General features: G+C 42.1%; 18 protein-coding genes. 7 read left to right on the forward strand and 11 right to left on the reverse strand.

Features of this window, described 5'->3' with window-relative positions; genetic code table 11:
• Position 1 precedes the first annotated feature (1 nt).
• The 3 genes from ACXAFE_RS07365 (at position 2) to ACXAFE_RS07375 (ending at position 3,072) form a co-directional block, all read left to right on the forward strand.
• Positions 2 to 478: an acyl-CoA thioesterase gene (locus ACXAFE_RS07365; protein ID WP_010560053.1), complete on the forward strand. Its 477-nt coding sequence runs from the start codon at positions 2 to 4 to the stop codon at positions 476 to 478.
• Positions 479 to 544: 66 nt separating this feature from the next.
• Complete coding sequence (tsaA, locus tag ACXAFE_RS07370) at positions 545 to 1,267, forward strand: tRNA (N6-threonylcarbamoyladenosine(37)-N6)-methyltransferase TrmO (RefSeq protein ID WP_475150702.1); 723 nt, start codon at positions 545 to 547, stop codon at positions 1,265 to 1,267.
• An 80-nt stretch (positions 1,268 to 1,347) separates the two neighbouring features.
• Positions 1,348 to 3,072: a proline--tRNA ligase gene (locus ACXAFE_RS07375; protein WP_475150707.1), complete on the forward strand. Its 1,725-nt coding sequence runs from the start codon at positions 1,348 to 1,350 to the stop codon at positions 3,070 to 3,072.
• Positions 3,073 to 3,162: 90 nt separating this feature from the next.
• Here ACXAFE_RS07375 and glnS read toward each other — a convergent pair whose 3' ends face one another.
• Entirely contained in the window at positions 3,163 to 4,830 is a 1,668-nt protein-coding gene (gene glnS / locus ACXAFE_RS07380) for a glutamine--tRNA ligase (protein WP_475150712.1), read from the reverse strand.
• A gap of 143 nt (positions 4,831 to 4,973) precedes the next feature.
• Between glnS and ACXAFE_RS07385 the strand changes: the two genes are divergently transcribed.
• Positions 4,974 to 5,696 carry a substrate-binding periplasmic protein gene (locus ACXAFE_RS07385; RefSeq protein WP_475150716.1) on the forward strand — a complete coding sequence of 241 codons (723 nt, stop codon included), beginning with the start codon at positions 4,974 to 4,976 and terminating at the stop codon, positions 5,694 to 5,696.
• A 65-nt stretch (positions 5,697 to 5,761) separates the two neighbouring features.
• On the opposite strand, the gene sucD is transcribed toward ACXAFE_RS07385, so the two are convergent.
• The 8 genes from sucD to sdhC all read right to left on the reverse strand — a co-directional run bounded on the left by sucD (position 5,762) and on the right by sdhC (position 15,571).
• The gene (gene sucD, locus ACXAFE_RS07390) at positions 5,762 to 6,634 is read right to left on the reverse strand and encodes a succinate--CoA ligase subunit alpha (RefSeq protein WP_010560048.1); all 873 of its coding nucleotides are present in this window, start codon (positions 6,632 to 6,634) and stop codon (positions 5,762 to 5,764) included.
• Positions 6,634 to 7,800 carry an ADP-forming succinate--CoA ligase subunit beta gene (gene sucC / locus ACXAFE_RS07395; protein ID WP_010560047.1) on the reverse strand — a complete coding sequence of 389 codons (1,167 nt, stop codon included), beginning with the start codon at positions 7,798 to 7,800 and terminating at the stop codon, positions 6,634 to 6,636. Before sucC ends, sucD begins: the two co-directional genes overlap by 1 nt.
• 166 nt (positions 7,801 to 7,966) lie before the next feature.
• Positions 7,967 to 9,445: a 2-oxoglutarate dehydrogenase complex dihydrolipoyllysine-residue succinyltransferase gene (gene odhB / locus ACXAFE_RS07400; RefSeq protein WP_475150729.1), complete on the reverse strand. Its 1,479-nt coding sequence runs from the start codon at positions 9,443 to 9,445 to the stop codon at positions 7,967 to 7,969.
• A 10-nt stretch (positions 9,446 to 9,455) separates the two neighbouring features.
• Positions 9,456 to 12,269, reverse strand: a complete 2,814-nt coding sequence (locus ACXAFE_RS07405; protein WP_475150734.1) for a 2-oxoglutarate dehydrogenase E1 component — start codon at positions 12,267 to 12,269, stop codon at positions 9,456 to 9,458.
• A 91-nt stretch (positions 12,270 to 12,360) separates the two neighbouring features.
• Positions 12,361 to 13,071: a succinate dehydrogenase iron-sulfur subunit gene (locus ACXAFE_RS07410; RefSeq protein WP_010560044.1), complete on the reverse strand. Its 711-nt coding sequence runs from the start codon at positions 13,069 to 13,071 to the stop codon at positions 12,361 to 12,363.
• A gap of 11 nt (positions 13,072 to 13,082) precedes the next feature.
• Positions 13,083 to 14,855 (reverse strand): succinate dehydrogenase flavoprotein subunit, encoded by a 1,773-nt coding sequence (gene sdhA, locus ACXAFE_RS07415; RefSeq protein ID WP_010560043.1) that lies wholly within the window; start codon positions 14,853 to 14,855, stop codon positions 13,083 to 13,085.
• The gene (gene sdhD, locus ACXAFE_RS07420; protein WP_010560042.1) at positions 14,856 to 15,203 is read right to left on the reverse strand and encodes a succinate dehydrogenase, hydrophobic membrane anchor protein; all 348 of its coding nucleotides are present in this window, start codon (positions 15,201 to 15,203) and stop codon (positions 14,856 to 14,858) included.
• Entirely contained in the window at positions 15,197 to 15,571 is a 375-nt protein-coding gene (sdhC, locus tag ACXAFE_RS07425; RefSeq protein WP_152960794.1) for a succinate dehydrogenase, cytochrome b556 subunit, read from the reverse strand. Before sdhC ends, sdhD begins: the two co-directional genes overlap by 7 nt.
• Positions 15,572 to 15,960: 389 nt before the next feature.
• Between sdhC and ACXAFE_RS07430 the strand changes: the two genes are divergently transcribed.
• The 3 genes from ACXAFE_RS07430 (at position 15,961) to ACXAFE_RS07440 (ending at position 18,987) form a co-directional block, all read left to right on the forward strand.
• On the forward strand, positions 15,961 to 17,247 hold the full coding sequence (locus tag ACXAFE_RS07430) for a citrate synthase (RefSeq protein ID WP_475150750.1): 1,287 nt from the start codon (positions 15,961 to 15,963) through the stop codon (positions 17,245 to 17,247).
• Between the two features lie 118 nt (positions 17,248 to 17,365).
• On the forward strand, positions 17,366 to 18,568 hold the full coding sequence (locus tag ACXAFE_RS07435) for an aminotransferase class V-fold PLP-dependent enzyme (RefSeq protein WP_475150753.1): 1,203 nt from the start codon (positions 17,366 to 17,368) through the stop codon (positions 18,566 to 18,568).
• A gap of 2 nt (positions 18,569 to 18,570) precedes the next feature.
• Positions 18,571 to 18,987, forward strand: a complete 417-nt coding sequence (locus ACXAFE_RS07440; protein WP_475150755.1) for a SufE family protein — start codon at positions 18,571 to 18,573, stop codon at positions 18,985 to 18,987.
• A gap of 328 nt (positions 18,988 to 19,315) precedes the next feature.
• On the opposite strand, the gene tcdA is transcribed toward ACXAFE_RS07440, so the two are convergent.
• Together tcdA and ACXAFE_RS07450 are read right to left on the reverse strand one after the other, a co-directional pair.
• Entirely contained in the window at positions 19,316 to 20,119 is an 804-nt protein-coding gene (gene tcdA, locus ACXAFE_RS07445) for a tRNA cyclic N6-threonylcarbamoyladenosine(37) synthase TcdA (protein WP_475150762.1), read from the reverse strand.
• Between the two features lie 13 nt (positions 20,120 to 20,132).
• Positions 20,133 to 20,801 carry a pseudouridine synthase gene (locus tag ACXAFE_RS07450; RefSeq protein WP_475150770.1) on the reverse strand — a complete coding sequence of 223 codons (669 nt, stop codon included), beginning with the start codon at positions 20,799 to 20,801 and terminating at the stop codon, positions 20,133 to 20,135.
• Positions 20,802 to 20,804: the final 3 nt, after the last annotated feature.

The raw sequence follows: 20,804 nt of genomic DNA on the forward strand, positions 1-20,804 counted from the left end.
TATGGATAAAGACAGCGTTACATTTAGATTTTTGGCAGAACCTACCGACGTTAACTTTGGCGGTAAAGTACACGGTGGCATTGTTATGAAATGGATTGACCAAGCGGGTTATGCTTGTGCAGCGCTGTGGAGTGGTCATTACTGTGTTACCGTATCAGTTGCGGCAATAAAATTCCATCGCCCTATTCTCGTTGGGCAACTTGTTGAAGTTGAAGCCAAAATAGCTAATACCGGTAAAACCAGTATGCAAATATTTATTGCGGTACGCTGTGGCGATCCGAAATCTGGGCAGATGGTAGAATCGAATAATTGCATCATCAATTTTGTCGCTACGGATCAAGCTGGTTACCCTGTACCGGTTCCTGCCTTTGAAGCAAAAACCGCAAATGAAAAGCGTATTCAAAAATACGCGCAAAAAATGAAAGACATGTCACTGCAAGCGGAAAAAGTGTTCGAACAAGAAATGAAAGAAGAATAATTTTATTCAACACGTTTTGTGGCAAAATAGGCACTTTTACAGTGCCTAATTAAGTTTATTAGTGTTATGAATGACTACCAATTAACTCCAATTGCCTTTATCGAATCTCCCTATAAACAAAAATTTGCGATACCTCGCCAGCCTCGCCTTATTCCAGAAGCAAAAGCCAAATGTAAATTTGTTGGCGAGTTTAACCGTGAAGAGTTTGTTCGTGGTATTGAAGACTTTAGCCATGTTTGGCTTATTTTCCGTTTTCATGAAACGGCCGATAAAGGCTGGTCTCCATTAGTCCGCCCTCCACGCCTAGGCGGCAACGATAAAAAAGGAGTGTTTGCAACCCGCGCCACCTTTAGGCCAAATGGCATTGGTATGAGCGCGGTAAAACTCGAAGGTGTGCACTATGAAAACGGTCAACTTTGGCTTGAGCTGTCAGGCATAGATTTACTGGATGGTACTCCTATTCTTGATATTAAGCCCTATTTACCCTATTCCGATAGCCTTCCAAATGCGACCGCAGGATTTGCAGATACACGCCCAGAAACGCCATTATTGGTTGAGTTTGCAGATAAAGCCATTGCGTTTTGCGAGCAAAACCAGACCCTTTACCCGGAGCTACAAAGCTTTATTGAAAAAGTATTAAAACAAGACCCGCGACCGGCCTATAAAAAAACGAAAGTCGGGCTACAAGAATACGGCATGAGCTTGTTTGATTTAAATATTAAATGGCAAGTGATTGAAAGCGACGTTACCGTATTAGAAATTAGTAAAAATAGCGAAAAGCCAGCATAGTAAGGCTTTTGAATTTTTACATACACTGATAAACTTAGCGCCTTACCTTATAAAAATAGATTTAACATTTCGGAAAGCAAATGCGTACTAGTCAATATATTTTAGCGACGTTAAAAGAAACGCCATCTGATGCAGAAATTATCAGCCATCAGCTTATGTTACGCGCGGGAATGATCCGCAAACTAGCATCGGGTTTATACACTTGGTTACCAAGTGGTTTAAAAGTGCTACGTAAAGTAGAAAACACTGTTCGTGAAGAAATGAACAAAGCCGGTGCGATTGAAATGTTAATGCCCATTATCCAGCCAGCCGACCTTTGGCAAGAGTCTGGTCGTTGGGAGCAATTTGGCCCAGAATTACTGCGTATTAATGACCGTCACAACCGTCCTTTTGCATTAGGTCCTACGCACGAAGAAGTGATTACTGAATTTGTTCGTAAAGAAATTAGCAGTTACAAACAACTGCCAGTAAATCTTTATCAAATCCAGACTAAAGTACGTGACGAAGTTCGCCCACGTTTTGGTGTGATGCGTGCGCGCGAATTCACCATGAAAGATGCTTATTCTTTCCATTTAAGTGAAGAGTGCTTAAATGAAACGTATAAGAGAATGCACCAAGCATACTGTAATGTTTTTGAGCGTCTAGGGTTAGATTACCGTCCTGTTATTGCAGATACTGGTTCAATCGGTGGCTCAGTCTCTCATGAATTCCACGTACTTGCAGAATCTGGTGAAGATGCCATCGCATTTAGCTCAGAGTCAGACTACGCAGCGAATATTGAAAAAGCAGAAGCGGTAGCACCAAATATTGAACGTCCTGCGCCATCAAAAGAGTTAAACTGTTTCGACACGCCTAATGCAAAAACAATCGAAGATCTAAAACAACAACACGGTGTTAAACCACACCGCGGCGTTAAGACATTAATTGCTTACGGCGCGCCAAATGAAAACGAAGAGCGCGGTTTAGTTGCACTCGTTGTACGTGGCGATCATGAACTTAATGAGCTTAAAGCTGAAAAGCTAACTTTAGTTGATTCTCCACTTGAATTTGCAACGGAAGAAGACATTGTTAAGGCAACGGGTGCAAAACCAGGTTCACTAGGCCCAGTTGGTTTAGACATGCCAATTATTGTAGACCGTTCAGCGGCTGTAATGGCAGACTTTGTCGCTGGTGCGAACGAAGATGGCGTTCACTACAGTGGTATTAACTTTGACCGTGACGTTACAGACTACACTGTTGAAGACATTCGTAATGTCGTAGAAGGCGATCCTAGCCCATGTGGTAAAGGCGTATTAAACATCAAACGTGGTATTGAAGTTGGTCATATTTTCCAACTTGGCACAAAGTACTCAGAGGCAATGAAAGCAGGCGTACTTGCTGAAAGCGGTAAAAACCAAATTATGACTATGGGTTGTTATGGTATTGGTGTTTCGCGCATCGTTGCAGCGGCAATTGAACAAAACCACGACCAATACGGTATTAAATGGCCAACTGCCCTTGCGCCATTTGAGCTGGCAATCGTTCCAATGAATATGCACAAGTCGCATCGTATTCCAGAAATTGCTGACAAGTTATACGCAGATCTGCAAGCTGCTGGTATTGATGTATTATTTGATGATCGTAAAGAGCGCCCAGGCGTAATGTTTAACGATATGGAACTAGTTGGCGTACCGCATACGTTAGTGATCGGTGAGCGTAATCTAGACAACAATCAAATCGAATATAAAAATCGTATTACAGGTGAAAAAGAACTTATTGACCTAGATAACGCGATTGAAGCAATTATTAACCTAGTTAAATCATAATTGTAAGATAATAAAAAAGCGCTGTGTTATCACAGCGCTTTTTTTGTGTCTTTTAAAAAGGATAGGCATAACCCCTATCCTTTTTTGAACTTAGCCTTTGCTTTCTTCTTTCGCCCAAGAATCACGTAAGCCAACCGTACGGTTAAATACTAACCCTTCAGCTTTACTATCTCGACAGAAATAGCCTGTACGCTCAAACTGGTAACCTACTTCAACCTCAGCATTAGCAAGTGCTGGCTCAACAACCGCAGAGGTTAAACGTACTAAAGACTCTGGATTTAATACTGTTGCAAAATCTTCTTCTGCAGCCGGGTTAGGCACAGTAAATAAACGGTCGTATAAACGTACTTCTGCTGCAACACCTTGGCTTGCACTTACCCAGTGAATAACCCCTTTTACTTTACGACCATCACTTGGGTTTTTACCCAGTGTTTCATCGTCGTATGTACAGTAAATAGTAGTAATGTTGCCTGCATCGTCTTGGTCCACACGTTCTGCTTTAATAACATACGCACCACGTAGACGTACTTCTTTACCAAGTACTAGGCGCTTATATTTTTTGTTCGCTTCAAGGCGGAAATCTTCACGCTCAATAAATACTTCGCGAGTGAAAGGAACAATACGCGTACCCATGTCCTCGATATTTGGGTGATTTTGAACGTTTAGTTCTTCCACTTTATCTTCTGGGAAATTTTCGATTACTACTTTAATCGGATCAAGTACTGCCATTGCACGCGGTGCATTTTCGTTTAGGTCATCACGGATACATGCTTCTAACATGCCCATTTCTACCATATTATCTTGTTTTGTAACGCCAATACGCTTACAGAATTCGCGTACAGAAGCTGGTGTATAACCACGGCGTTTTAAACCCGCTATTGTTGGCATACGCGGGTCATCCCAACCTTCAACATGCTTTTCTTCAACTAATGCATTTAACTTACGCTTACTCATTAGTGTGTATTCAAGATTTAAACGAGAAAACTCAATTTGTTGTGGATGACATTCAAGTGAAATGTTATCTAATACCCAATCGTATAGACGACGGTTATCTTGGAACTCAAGCGTACAAAGCGAGTGCGTAATACCTTCTAGCGCATCTGAAATACAGTGTGTGAAATCGTACATTGGGTAGATGCACCACTTGTCACCTGTTTGGTGGTGATGTGCAAAACGAATACGATAAATAATTGGATCGCGTAGCACCATAAATGAGCTCGCCATATCAATTTTTGCACGTAGAACACATTCGCCTTCCTTAAACTCACCATTTTTCATTTTTTCGAAAAGCGCTAAGTTTTCTTCCACACTGGTATCACGGTAAGGGCTGTTTTTACCTGCTTCTGTTAAAGTACCACGGTATTCGCGCGCTTCATCTGGTGATAAGAAACATACGTACGCTAAGCCTTTTTCAATTAGCTCTACCGCGTAGCCGTATAACTCGTCAAAGTAGTTTGACGAATAACAAATATCGCCATCCCAGTTAAAACCAAGCCATTTAACATCTTGTTGAATTGAGTTTACGTAATCGATGTCTTCTTTTTCTGGGTTTGTATCATCAAAACGTAAGTTACATAGGCCTTTATAGTCTTGTGCAATACCAAAGTTTAGGCAGATAGACTTTGCGTGACCAATATGTAAAAAACCATTCGGCTCTGGTGGAAAACGTGTATGTGTTGCTGCATGTTTTCCTGATGCTAAATCTTTATCAATTAAATTAGTGATAAAGTTTGTTGCTCGATTTTCTGCTTCCGCCATTGCGAAATTTTCCTATATTCATTAAATAAATTAACGGCCTAATTATTACAAATAAAAGGCTCAGCGACTAGCTCCAATCACTTTGCAAGGTTAAAAAAATAACGCTACATTAAGAATTAGATATCATAAAAGTTGTTTAATTTGTGAAAATATTATTTGCATTGCTATTTATTGTGAGCTATTCAGTCACAGCTTCAAATTCGATTACCTTTGCGGTTGGTCATGACCATCTAAAAATGATAAAAGATTACCCTTTTTATGCAGCGTCTTGGGAAATACTAAATGTTGAACTTAATAATATAGGTTATGAAGTTAAAACCAATGTTTCCCCTTGGGCAAGAGCCAAAGAATCAGTAAAAAAAGGGAAAAGTGACGGATTATTTTTGGCAGCAAATTTCAAAGGTAGAGAAAGTTGGGCTTCATTAAGCACTGCTATTGGCCAAGATCAGTTTGGCATATTTCAAAATCATCGCTCTGATCCACTTGCCCCCTTTGGCTCAGTGCGACTACTAAGTAATTATAGTCAATTAACTTTTCTCGACCAAAATAAACAAATTAAAGTTACTACAGCACAAAAAGGCTTGCTGTTATTGAGTAATCAAAAATTACAAGGATTTGTCATGTCACGTAGTTACGGCGACTACTTATTACATAATGAATTACACACTTTAAATAAACGAATAGTGTTTAATGAAGAGAAGATTGAAACTTATACCGCACATATTGCAGTAGGTGAAACAAACCCAAGAAGAGATGTAATCCTTTCCATTGTGAATAAAGCTATTGGAAATGCTTTTAAGTCAGGCTCTTATAAAAAAATAATGCAAAAACATAGTGTCGAAGAGTATCAATTAGTGCCTTTCTAAAAGAACTAAGAACATTATCCAATAAAAAAGGCTGCAGATGCAGCCTTTTTTAAACGATAGGAAAATTACCAGCCAGTTTTTTCAGCTAGTGCTTTACCGATATCAGCTAGTGAACGAACAGTCTTAACGCCTGCTGCTTCTAGCGCTGCGAATTTCTCGTCAGCTGTACCTTTACCGCCAGCGATAATCGCACCAGCGTGACCCATACGCTTACCTGGAGGAGCAGTAACACCAGCGATGTAAGAAACTACAGGCTTAGTTACATTAGCTTTAATGTACTCAGCAGCTTCTTCTTCAGCTGTACCACCGATCTCACCGATCATTACGATCGCTTCAGTTTGTGGGTCTTTTTCGAACATTTCAAGAACGTCGATGAAGTTAGTACCTGGGATTGGGTCACCACCGATACCAACACATGTTGATTGACCGAAACCAGCATCAGTTGTTTGCTTAACAGCTTCGTAAGTAAGTGTACCAGAACGTGATACGATACCTACTTTACCTGGCTTGTGGATATGACCAGGCATGATACCAATTTTAGTTTCACCCGGAGTGATAACACCTGGGCAGTTTGGACCAATCATGCGAACGCCAGTTTCGTCAAGCTTAACCTTAACGTCAACCATGTCTAGCGTTGGAATACCTTCAGTGATACAAACGATTAGCTCGATACCAGCATCGATAGCTTCAAGGATTGCATCCTTACAGAAAGGAGCTGGAACGTAGATTACAGATGCAGTTGCACCAGTAGATTCTACTGCTTCACGTACTGTGTTAAATACAGGAAGACCTAGGTGAGTTTGACCACCTTTACCTGGAGAAACACCACCAACCATTTGTGTACCGTACTCAAGCGCTTGCTCTGAGTGGAAAGTACCTTGGCCGCCAGTGAAACCCTGACAGATTACTTTAGTATCTTTGTTAATTAATACAGACATTATTTGCCCTCCGCAGCAGCAACAACTTTCTCAGCAGCGTCAGTTAGTGACTCAGCTGCGATGATGTCTAGGCCAGAGTTAGCAAGAACGTCACGACCAAGATCAGCGTTAGTACCTTCTAAACGTACAACTACAGGTACATTTACACCAACTTCTTTAACTGCACCAATGATCCCTTCTGCGATCATGTCACAGCGTACGATACCACCGAAGATGTTAACTAGTACTGCTTTAACATTGTCATCAGATAAGATGATCTTGAATGCTTCAGCTACACGCTCTTTAGTCGCGCCGCCACCTACGTCTAGGAAGTTAGCTGGCTTGCCGCCGTGTAGGTTTACGATGTCCATCGTACCCATTGCAAGGCCTGCACCGTTAACCATACAACCAACGTTACCGTCTAGTGCTACGTAGTTCAGTTCCCACTGAGCTGCGTGCGCTTCACGCTCGTCTTCTTGTGACGGATCGTGCATTTCACGGATTTTAGGCTGACGGTATAACGCGTTACCATCTACACCGATTTTACCGTCTAGACAGTGAAGGTTACCTTCGTCAGTGATTACTAATGGGTTGATTTCTAATAGTGCGAAATCGTGGTCGTTGAACATGTTAGCAAGACCCATGAAGATCTTAACAAACTGCTTCATTTGCGTAGGGTTTAAACCTAGTTTGAAGCCTAGTTCACGTGCCTGGTAAGCTTGAGGACCTACTAGTGGATCGATCTCAGCTTTGTGAATTAGTTCTGGTGTTTCTTCAGCAACTTGTTCGATTTCAACGCCACCTTCAGTAGATGCCATGAAAACAACTTTACGAGAAGCACGGTCTACTACAGCGCCAAGGTATAATTCGTTAGCGATATCTGTGCAGCTTTCAACAAGGATTTTAGCTACTGGCTGACCATTTTCGTCAGTTTGGTAAGTAACTAAGTTTTTACCTAACCAGTTTTGTGCAAATTCTTTGATTTCTTCTTTGCTGTCAGCAAGCTTTACACCGCCCGCTTTACCACGTCCACCTGCGTGAACCTGACATTTAACAACCCACTTGTCACCGCCAATTTTATCAGCAGCTTCTGCAGCTTCCTGAGGAGTGTCACATGCATAACCCTCAGAAACTGGTAAACCATAGTCGGCAAATAATTTCTTTGCCTGATACTCATGCAAATTCATGATGCTTTTCCAATTGTATTACGTAAAGGGTTGAACCGTTGTTCAACCATCCCAAATTGCGCACCTAGTATAGTCGCACCAATCAGGTATGAAAACCCCAGTACGACCAAAGGCGCAAAAAAAAAGCTGCGAATCACTCCACAGCTTATTTTTTAATCCAAATCAATTATACGTCTAATAATAAACGCGTTGGATCTTCTAGTAGTTCCTTAATTGTAACCAAGAAACCAACTGATTCTTTACCATCGATTTGACGGTGGTCATACGATAGTGCTAGGTACATCATAGGTAAAATTTCAACTTTACCATTTACCGCCATTGGACGATCTTGGATTTTGTGCATACCAAGAATAGATGATTGCGGTAAGTTGATGATTGGCGTAGAAAGTAGTGAACCAAACACACCGCCGTTAGTAATAGTGAAGTTACCACCTGTCATGTCATCAACAGTAAGTTTTCCGTCACGACCTTTAAGTGCTAGTTCACGAATACCTTTTTCAATCTCAGCAACTGATAGCTTGTCACAGTCACGAAGTACAGGAGTTACTAGACCGCGAGGCGTAGAAACTGCAATGCTGATATCGAAGTAGTTGTGATAAACAATGTCATCACCGTCGATAGACGCGTTTACTTCAGGGAAACGCTTCAGCGCTTCGGTAACTGCTTTCACGTAGAAAGACATGAAACCTAAACGGATGCCGTGACGCTCTTCAAATACATCTTTGTATTGCTTACGAAGATCCATGATTGGCTTCATGTTTACTTCGTTAAACGTTGTAAGCATTGCTGTTGAATTCTTAGCTTCTAGAAGACGGTTTGCAATTGTCTTACGAAGACGTGTCATAGGAACACGCTTTTGCGTACGCTCACCAAGTGCAACAGCTGGTGCCGCCGCAGGTGCTGCTGATTTAGCTGCTGGTGCTTTTAAGAACGCGTCTACGTCTTCTTTAGTGATACGACCGCCTTTACCAGAACCTTTGATTTGTGAAGCATCAAGGCCTTTTTCTGCAATTAGACGACGAACAGAAGGCGTTAACACGTCTGAGTTTTCGTCAGATGCTGCTGGCGCTTCAGCTGTTGCTGCTGGCGCTGCCGCCGCAGGTGCTGCACCAGCAACTAGTTTACCAATTACTTGTTCGCCAAGTACTGTGTCGCCTTCTGCGTGAATGTGATCACCCATTACACCATCTTCTGGCGCTACAACTTCAAGAACAACTTTGTCAGTTTCGATGTCTACTAGGTTTTGGTCACGGCTTACCGCTTCACCTGGTTGAACATGCCATGTTGCAATCGTAGCGTCTGCTACTGATTCTGGAAGTACAGGAACTTTAATATCCACTTCTTTACCTTCTGCTGCTGGCGCCGCTGCTGGCGCTGCTGTTGTTTCTGCTGGCGCAGCTGCTGCATCTGCCGCACCTAATAGTGCAATCACTTGTTCACCAAGTACCGTTGCACCTTCCGTTTGAGAAATTTCTGTAATCACACCATCTTCAGGTGCAACTACTTCTAACACTACTTTATCTGTTTCAATATCAACAAGGTTTTGATCGCGGCTAACTGTATCACCAACGTTCACGTGCCAAGTTGCAACTGTTGCATCTGCAACAGATTCAGGAAGAACAGGAACCTTAATTTCGGTTGTCATCTCTTATTCCTTATTTTTTAATTGTTAGAGCGTCGGCGATCAACGCAGTTTGTTCTTTAGTATGGGTTGACATATAACCACATGCTGGCGAAGCTGATGCCTTACGACCTGCATAGCTTAAGTTAGCACCTTGTGGAATTGCTTCCCAGAAGTGGTGTTGCGAGCAGTACCAAGCACCTTGGTTTTGCGGCTCTTCTTGACACCATACGAAATCTTTAACATGTTGGTAACGTTGCATAATTGTTTCCATTTCCGCATGAGGGAATGGGTACAATTGTTCAACACGTACGATAGCAACATTGTTAAGTTCTTGCTCACGACGCTGTTGCAGTAGCTCGTAATAAACTTTACCGCTACAGAACACAACGCGCTCAACTTTGCTAGCATCAATATCATCGATTTCATCAATCATATTGTGGAAAATACCTGTTGAAAGCTCTTCCAAGCTTGAAACTGCAAGAGGATGACGCAGTAATGATTTAGGTGTCATAACAATCAATGGACGACGCAGAGGACGAACTGATTGACGACGGATCATTGCGTAAACTTGAGCTGGCGTTGACGGCACACATACTTGCATATTATGGTCAGCACAAAGCTGTAAAAAGCGCTCTAAACGTGCAGAACTATGCTCTGGACCTTGGCCTTCATAACCATGCGGTAGCAATATAGTTAAGCCACATAAACGGCCCCATTTTTGCTCACCAGAACTTAAGAATTGGTCAAAAACAACCTGCGCGCCGTTGGCAAAGTCACCAAACTGCGCTTCCCAACATACAAGCGATGTTGGTTCTGCTGTTGCATAACCGTATTCAAACGCAAGTACCGCTTCTTCAGATAATACTGAATCGTACACTTCAAACGCACCTTGTTCCGGGCGAATATTTTGAAGCGGCAAGTAGGTAGATGCATCTGCTTGGTTGTGCACCACTGCATGACGGTGGAAGAACGTACCACGACCAGAATCCTGACCGGTAATACGAATATCAGTACCTTCGTCGACTAATGATGCGTAAGCGAGTGTCTCAGCCATACCCCAATCAAGAGGTTTTTCGCCGGCTGCCATCGCTTTACGATCATCGTAAATTTTCTTAACACGAGACTGTGCTTTGTGGTTTTCAGGGTAATTAGCAACTGATTCACCCAATGCTTTCAGCTTATCAAGCGGCAGCGCTGGGTCGTATGCCACATCCCAATCGTGACCCACAAACTTAGACCAATCTGATGAGTGTTTTGTATCTGGTTGAATTTCATCAACTACACACACACCGTTGTCTAAACCGTTACGATAGTTATCAGCAAGTGCTTTTGCTTCATCAGCACTTAATACGCCTTGAGATACCAGTGTATCAGCGTAAATCTGACGAGGCACTGGGTGCTTTTTGATTTTCTGATACATTAACGGCTGAGTCGCATTTGGCTCATCCGCTTCGTTGTGACCATGACGACGGTAACATACTAAGTCAATTACTACGTCACGCTTAAACTTGTTTCGGAAATCAAGCGCAAGTTGCGTTACAAATGCAACTGCTTCTGGGTCGTCTGAATTTACGTGGAAAATTGGTGCCTGCACCATTTTCGCAATATCTGTACAGTATTCAGTCGAGCGAACGTCTTCTTGCTTAGACGTTGTGAAACCAACTTGGTTGTTTACAACGATACGAATCGAACCGCCAACACTGAATGCACGTGTTTGTGATAGGTTGAATGTTTCTTGAACCACACCTTGGCCAGCAATTGCCGAGTCACCGTGAATAGTGATAGGTAGTGCTTTTGAGCCATTCGTGCAGCCTAAACGGTCTAAACGTGCACGTACTGAACCCATTACCACTGGATTAACGATTTCTAAATGCGACGGGTTAAACGCAAGTGCCATGTGCACGTTGCCGCCCGTAGTTGCGAAATCAGATGAGTAACCCATGTGGTATTTAACGTCACCAGACCCTGCTAATTCGCCATATTTACCAGCGAATTCATCGAACAGAACCTGTGGGTTTTTACCAAGTACGTTAACTAAAACGTTTAAACGACCACGGTGTGCCATACCAATAACGGCTTCTTCCTGACCACTTTCCCCTGCTCTGTGAATAAGTTCTTTAAGCATAGGTACTAGCGCATCACCACCTTCTAGTGAGAAACGTTTTGCACCTGGGAATTTAGCGCCAAGGTATTTTTCAAGACCATCAGCAGCCGTAAGGCCTTTTAAGATGCGTAACTTAGTTTCGTTGCTAAATTGAGGCTGGGCAAAGTTAGATTCTAAACGCTGCTGTAACCAACGCTTTTCTTCTGTAGACGTGATATGCATATATTCAGCGCCAATCGAACCACAGTAGGTTTTCTTAAGTGCTGTATATAAGTCTTTTAGTTTCATAGTGTCACTGCCTGAAGCAAATGACCCTACGTTGAATTCTTTATCTAGGTCAGAATCCGTTAAATCGTGGTGTTCAAGTGTTAAATCACGTACTTTTTCACGCTGCCACAAACCTAATGGGTCAAGGTTTGCATTTTGGTGACCACGGAAACGATATGCATTAATTAATTGCAGAACCCTAACCTGTTTTGCATCAGATGCGCCACCTGCTGCAACGACTACTTCTTTATGCTTGTTTTTCGCAAGCTCGGCAAATTGTGCTCTTATGTCGGAATGTTTTACATCGACATCTACACCTTCTACTTTCGGTAGTGCATCAAACACTTCACGCCATTCGTCAGAAACTGAACTCGCGTCATCTAAGTACGCTTCATACAGTTCTTCTACGTATGCGACATTACCACCGTTAAAGTGAGAAGACTCTAGCCATGCCTTCATTACACCTTCGTGCATTTATAAGCCCTTTTTACTAGCGCAGAATACTAAGTTTTAGTTAAACGGCGATAACAAAGTTATCGCCGCGGTGTTTTGTGTTACTGCCGTTTTATACCGAACGGTTTAGTAACATAGACTTAATGTGACCAATTGCCTTAGTTGGATTAAGGCCCTTAGGACACACGTTGACACAGTTCATAATACCGTGACAACGGAATACGCTGAATGCATCATCTAAATCTGCTAAACGTTCTTCTGTCGCCGTATCGCGGCTATCAGCTAAGAAACGGTAAGCGTGTAGCAAACCAGCAGGACCAATGAACTTGTCAGGGTTCCACCAGAATGATGGGCATGAAGTTGAACAACATGCACATAAGATACACTCATATAAACCATCAAGCTTGTCACGTTCTTCAATTGATTGAAGACGCTCTTCACCGCCTGTTGGCTTATCGTTGATTAAGAATGGCTTAACTTTCTCGTATTGTGAATAGAATTGAGACATATCAATTACTAAATCACGAACAACTGGTAAGCCTGGTAATGGACGAATAACGATTTTACCCTTACCTAGTGCAGATAATGGAGTAATACACGCTAAACCGTTTTTACCATTCATGTTTACACCGTCAGAACCACATACACCTTCACGGCATGAACGACGGAAAGAAAGTGTTGGATCTTGCTCTTTCAATTGTAAAAGTGCATCCAATACCATCATATCGCGACCTTCTTCTACCTCAAGGGTATAGTCTTGCATACGCGGTGCGTTGTCTACATCTGGATTATAACGATAGACAGAAAATTGTAATTGTGCCATTGACTTCGCTCCTAGTAAGTACGTGCTTTAGGTGGGAAGGCTTCACGTGTTTTAGGTGAGAAGTTCACCTCACGCTTAGACATTTCTTCCGTCACTGGGCTATAAACTGAGTGACATAACCAGTTTTCATCGTCACGCTCAGGGAAATCGAAGCGCGAATGTGCACCACGGCTTTCTGTACGGAAATTCGCAGCAACAGCTGTTGAGTACGCAGTTTCCATTAAGTTATCTAGCTCTAAACACTCAATACGTTGCGTGTTGAACTCAGATGATTTGTCGTCAAGACGTGCGTGCTGTAAGCGTTCACGAATTTCTTTAAGCTCTGTAAGACCTGTTGCCATTGCATCACCTTCACGGAATACCGAGAAGTTAAGCTGCATACATTTTTGTAGGTCTTTCTTGATCTGTACTGGATCTTCACCTTGGCCTGGTTTAGAAGTTTCCCAACGATTGAAACGAGCCATCGCTGCTTCTAGATCAGATTCTGAGGCGTCTTTTGAAATTTCAGCATCTTTCAGGTATTGACCAAGGAAGTTACCCGCTGCACGACCAAATACAACAAGGTCAAGTAGTGAGTTACCACCTAAGCGGTTTGCACCGTGTACAGATACACATGCAATTTCACCAACTGCGAATAAACCTTCAACTAATTTCTCATTACCTGCACCATCAACGTTAATAACTTGACCATTAACGTTAGTTGGTACACCACCCATCATGTAGTGACATGTTGGGATTACTGGAATTGGCTCTTTTGCAGGGTCAACGTGTGCGAATGTCTTAGAAAGATCACAAACACCTGGAAGACGTAGGTTTAGCATTTCAGCACCTAAGTGGTCTAACTTAAGTTTGATGTGCGTACCCCATGGGCCTTCACAACCACGGCCTTCACGGATTTCTGTCATCATTGCACGAGCAACAACGTCACGACCCGCTAAGTCTTTAGCGTTTGGTGCGTAACGTTCCATGAAACGTTCACCGTCTTTATTTAGAAGGTAACCACCTTCACCACGACAACCTTCAGTTACAAGTGTACCTGCACCTGCAATACCCGTTGGGTGGAACTGCCACATTTCCATGTCTTGCATTGAAATGCCAGCACGTGTTGCCATACCAACACCGTCACCTGTGTTAATGTGCGCGTTTGTTGTTGATGCGAAGATACGACCTGCACCACCAGTTGCTAAAACAACCGCTTTAGATTTGAAGTAAACTACTTCGCCGCTTTCGATATCGATAGCAGTACAACCAACTACGTCACCCTTGTCGTTTTTAACAAGGTCTAATGCGTACCATTCAGAAAACACATTTGTTTTATTTTTAACGTTTTGTTGGTATAGACAGTGAAGAAGCGCGTGACCAGTACGGTCAGCTGCTGCTGCAGTACGTGCAGCTTGTTCACCACCAAAGTTTTTCGATTGACCACCGAAAGGACGTTGGTAAACACGGCCATTTTCAAAACGTGAAAATGGTAGACCCATGTTTTCTAATTCTGTAATTGCTTCAGGACCTGTTTTGGTCATGTATTCAATCGCGTCTTGGTCACCGATGTAATCAGAACCTTTTACCGTATCGTACATGTGCCATTCCCAGTTATCTTCGTGGGAATTACCTAAAGCAACTGTGATACCACCTTGTGCAGACACCGTATGAGAACGGGTTGGGAATACTTTAGAAATAAGTGCACAAGTTTTACCTGATTCACTGATAGCCAATGCAGCACGCATACCCGCACCACCGGCACCAATTACTACAGCGTCAAATTCTCTTGTTGAAATAGCCACTTACACACTCCAAAGAACAAAGAAACCAACAGCTACATATGCAAAAGCCATTAGGTTTAGGAAAAAGCCTAGGATTGCACGCAATTTAGCGTTCTTAACATAGTCAGTTAGAACTTGCCACAAACCAATACGGGTATGAACCATCATGCAAACTAGCGCAGCTAAGGTATACACTTTTACTGCTAAGTTAGAAAATAATCCCTGCCACGCTTCAAACGTTACAGTTGGAGTAGTAAGAAAATACCCTAAGATAAACAGAGCATATGACGCTAATACAAGTGCTGTTGCACGTAATGATACAAAATCTTGTACACCGTCGCGTTTTAGAGATGCTTGATTAACTACCATATCCATACTCCTGCTAACACGGCTAATACAACCCATAGTGCCATTACAAACTTAGCACTTGCGTTACCTGAACCTAATTCTTCGAAACGACCTGTATCCATTAGAAGGTGACGTACACCTGCAATTAAGTGATACAGAAGCGCGATAACCGCACCCCATGCAATGAATTTGGCAATGAACCCGGTAAACAGGCTCTTGACGAATTCAAAACCTTGAGGAGAAGAAAGTGATTCAGACCATGCCCAAATTACAAAAGATAAAGCGAAGAACAACGCCACACCTGAGATACGGTGCAGAATTGAAGCTTTAGCAGTTGCTGGCATCGAGATAGTAGATAAATCTAGATTTACAGGTCTTTGCTTTTTCACTGTTACTTGCCCATTGACTCTAAGGAGTCCAACTATTGTTGTTATAACCCACCAAAATATTGATGGAACCATCAAAGCGAAATTTGCCACACTGCGATGACGAGTCGCGGTATGAAAAAACAGCATTCGCTCCAGACGAAAGGCATTCACCTTTTAGAATGCCTACCACAGTATATAAGACCATATGGCCTATTACAATTCTTGTTTAATAAGAGGTGCTTGCGAAGTAGCCATTGGTATAATATTTATCCGTTTGAAGAATAGTTATCATCAATTGATGCATTTAAATTGACTTTCTTCCCTATTTATAAGTTAGAATAGATAGAATTTGCTTAACATCCGTATCAAAAATAACAAACTGGTTTGTTATATTTAAAGGAGATAATTAGATGGCAGACAAAAAAGCCACGGTCCATATTGATGGGCTAGATCCTATCGAACTTCCTATTTACTCTGGCACAGCTGGTCAGGACGTTATCGACGTTCGCACCCTAGGCAGCCATGGTTACTTCACGTTCGACCCGGGTTTCATGTCTACTGGTTCATGTGAATCAGCTATCACGTACATTGATGGTGCTAAAGGTGTTTTACTACACCGCGGCTACGCAATCGACGATTTAGCTGAACAATCAAACTATATCGAACTATGTTACTTACTATTAAATGGTGAGTTACCAAATGCCGAGCAGTTAGCTGGTTTTGAAAACGAAATCACAACTAACACTATGCTTCACGAAAAAATTGGTGCTTTCTTCCAAGGTTTCCGTGTAGATTCACACCCAATGGCAATGCTATGTGGTGTTGTTGGTGCACTTTCTTCTTTCTACCACAAAGATTTAGACATCACTGATCCAGCACAACGTCACCGTAGCGCTGTTCGTCTAATTGCAAAGTTACCAACAATTGCGGCGATGTGTTACAAGTACAACATCGGTCAACCGTTCGTATACCCACGCAACGATTTAAGCTATGCAGAAAACTTCTTACACATGATGTTCTCTGTACCTGCGGAAAAATTCGAAGTAAGCCCAGTTCTTGCAAAAGCAATGGACCGCATCTTCATGCTTCACGCAGATCACGAACAAAACGCGTCAACATCGACTGTACGTTTAGCAGGTTCATCAGGCGCTAACCCGTATGCATGTATCTCAGCTGGTATTGCATCACTTTGGGGCCCTGCGCACGGTGGTGCTAACGAAGCATGTCTAACAATGTTAGAAGAAATCGGTTCAGTAGACCGTATCGATGAGTACGTTGCAAAAGCGAAAGATAAGAACGACCCGTTCCGTCTAATGGGCTTCGGTCACCGTGTTTACAAGAACTTCGACCCACGTGCAACAGTAATGCGTGAAACGTGCCACGAAGTACTTAAAGAATTAAACATTGAAGACCCACTACTTGACGTAGCAATGCGTTTAGAGCAAATCGCACTAGAAGACCCATACTTCATCGAGAAGAAACTTTACCCTAACGTAGATTTCTACTCAGGTATCATTCTTAAAGCGATTGGTATTCCAACAAGCATGTTCACTGTAATCTTTGCAATGTCACGTACCGTTGGTTGGATCTCACACTGGGATGAGATGCTATCTCAACCTGGTCAGAAGATCGGTCGTCCTCGTCAGTTATACACTGGTGAAACAAAGCGTGATTATAAAGACGTAACGTCTCGTTAATCCTCTTTGAGTTTAAAAAAGCCGCAACTTGCGGCTTTTTTAATGTCTAAATCCCGTCAATAATTGCGAAAATTAGTGTATTTCATTAAAATCGCCGCTCGCATTCTCAGGTGGCACTATGTTAGATAATCAAAAAATTCGTTCTCATTTTCCATTTTTTAAACACACAGAGTCTGTTTATTTAGATAATGGTGCAACCACGCAAAAACCTCAGAACGTGATTGATGCAATTACCGAGTTTTATACGTGCCACAATGCCAATGTGCATCGAGGTGTCAGTGAATTTGCATCAAACAGCACCGCCTTATACGAACAAACACGCACAAAATTAGCACACTATTGCCAGGTAACAGCGGAACAAATTGTTTGGACAAAAGGCGCTACTGAAGCGATAAACTTGGTTGCCAGCTCGATTGATGCGCATATCGAGCAAGGTGATGTTATTATTATTTCAGCGCTTGAGCACCACGCCAATATTGTGCCTTGGCAAATGCTGTGTAAACGCACAGGCGCAACGCTTCACATTCTGCCAGTCGACGCAAATGGTGTGCTAAATTTAGATGTTAGTTTAACCATGATTAATACGCTAAAACCAAAACTGATGGCGATTAGTCACGCATCAAATACTTTAGGTAATATTTTACCAATACAAGACTTGCTTAATGCCGCTCACGCTATCAATGCTATTACTTTGGTTGATGGTGCACAAGCGATGCAACATTTAAGGCCAAATATTGGTTCGCTAAACTGTGATTTTTATGTGCTTTCTGCACACAAAATGTTTGGGCCGACTGGCGTTGGCGCATTAATCGCTAAACCACACAGCCTATCTTTACTGTCAACTTACCAAACAGGCGGCGAAATGATAGAACGCGTTAGTTTTAATGAAACAAGCTTTCGCCACGGTAACGCTCGTTTTGAAGCTGGCACGCCCAATATAGCCGGTGTGATTGGTTTTTCTGCTGCACTTGATTTTATGGACTCAAGCGAGATGGCAATGCAACTAGCTGTTGAAAAGGCGCTCTATCATTACACGCTAAACGCACTTAAACAGATTGATGGCATAAAAATTTACGGCGATTTAATCAATAATATCGGCACAATTAGTTTTAACTACAAAGATGAGCATAACCTTGACGTTGCAACCCTACTCGACCAAGCCGGCATTATTGTACGTTCAGGTAACCACTGCACTCAGCCATTGATAAATTTACTCGGTGTTGCGGGTACCATTCGTGTCAGTTTAAGTTGCTATAACAACATTGATGATATAGACCGCTTTATTGTTGCATTAAAACAAGCTATCGAATTACTAGATTAACTATGACAGAACAATATCAAAGATTAAAACAGCACTTTATCACCAAAAAAGCATGGCAAAATAAGTACCGTGAAATTATGCTGCTTGGTAAACAGTTACCAAAATTACCAGCTGAACTCAAAGTTGACCATGCAAAAGTGAATGGCTGTGAAAGTAATGTTTGGCTTTATGTGGATTTTGACGAAAGCGAAAAGCATATCGTCGTGACAGCAGACTCAGATACACGCATCGTGAAAGGACTCATTTATATTATTTCTACACTGGTTAACGGCTTAACTGTGGATGAAATTAAGCGCATAAATATTCAACATGAGTTCAATGAATTGGGGCTTTTACAGCACTTAAGCCCAAGTCGCGGTAACGGGATTTTAGCGATTGCAGATGCAATTACACAGTTTGCAATACAAAGTGATGATTAAAACCACTTTGCAAGATTATATTGTATACATTTTTTATAACGAAGTTTTATAGGTAAGAATCAAAGCAACTAACTTTGATTGTTATACCAATCCGCATAAGTAATTAGCCAATTCAGAGCTATCCAAAGGTGGGAGGGTAAGCAAAATTTGTGAAGGTCTAGTTGGGCTAAATCGAGAAAATTTGGCGCAATCATCGCGCCTTTGGAGCGCTCCTAACAGGCGAGTTTAAAAGCGTTTCATACTGCGTTATTGACTTTAACAAGGGAAACACCATTCTCTGCAGTCAATGCCTTGCCTGAAACGCTTTTAATTCTCGCTGAATGACCAATTATTTATGCGGATTGGTATTACGCTCACATTTTTCTAAGTATTTTTTCACACTTTTTGCCGCTGCAAAAAACGCAAAACTGCCTGTCACCATGGTTAACGAGCCGAAGCCTGTTTGACAGTCCATATTCATATTGCCATCAGCACCGGCTTTCGCATGACATACACCGCCGTCACTTGATGGGTAAACCAATTGCTCTTCTGAATAAATACAATCCACGCCAAATTTACGTTTTGGATTGCTTGAAAAGTTGTACTGCTTACGCAATAAATAGCGTACTTTCGCAAGCAACGGGTCTTGCTTGGTTTTAGCCACATCCCCGATTCTGATTTGGCTTGGATCGATTTGTCCGCCTGCGCCGCCTATTGTGATAATCGGTAATTTGTTGCGCTTACAATGAGCAATAAGTGCCGCTTTAACTTTTACTTGATCTATGCAATCAATAACATAGTCGAATTGTTGAATATGTTCTCTGATATTCTCAAGTGTTAAAAAGTCATCGATAACTGACACATTGCAATCAGGATTTATCTCGTTAATTCGACTTGCCATGGCATCAACTTTCGCCTCGCCAATGGTCGATGTCAACGCGTGGATTTGACGGTTAACGTTAGTAACGCAAATATCATCTAAATCTATTAAAGTAATGTTACCAAGGCCGGTACGCGCTAAACTTTCAGCGACCCAACTACCCACACCGCCAATGCCAACAACACAGAAATGGGCATTATTGAGCAGTTTTTGCTGTTCAATTCCGTAAAGGCGTGCAATGCCACCAAAACGATTTTGATAAGACTCTGTCATGTAATTTTTAACCTTAATTAAACTCGTGCCAAGGCGTGTGCCATTGTTCGATAAGCTTTTTTGTTTCACCGTGCTCAAATAAACCATCGCATGGCTTAACACTAAATTGATATGGTCTATCACCAAACGTGAATTTAATCGCATATGCATGCAAATGACCACGTTCGCTGTGCTCACCGCCATAGCGTTCATCACCTAAAATAGGCACCGATAGACTCTTAAGCACAACACGCAGTTGATGCGTTTTACCTGTAATTGGTTGCAGCAAATAAAGACGTAAACTGGGTTCAATTAACTGGGATTGGAACCGCGTTACAGAGGGGTTTTCCATTGTCTTTTGTAGTTTATAGCACCCACGACGCGCCTTAACCAAGTCGCCTTTTACCCAACCCTGCTTTTTTGTTGGTTTACCTTGAGCAACTGCTAAATAGTATTTTTCAAGTGCATTTTTGTGCTTTTGACTAAACAAGTCACCAAATTCCGCAGCAGCTTGTTTGGTTCTCGCAACAATAACTAAGCCCGATGTCATTTTATCTAAGCGATGTACTGGATAAAGCTTTTCATTCACCTGCTTTTCAAACAGTACAAAAAAACCCTCGCCGCCTTCGCTATGGAAGCTTACATCATGGGGTTTATTCACCACATAAAACTCATCGCATGCGAATACTATTGGATAACTCATCAA

The sequence above is a fragment of the Pseudoalteromonas sp. ABV4_021 genome (assembly GCF_056159365.1).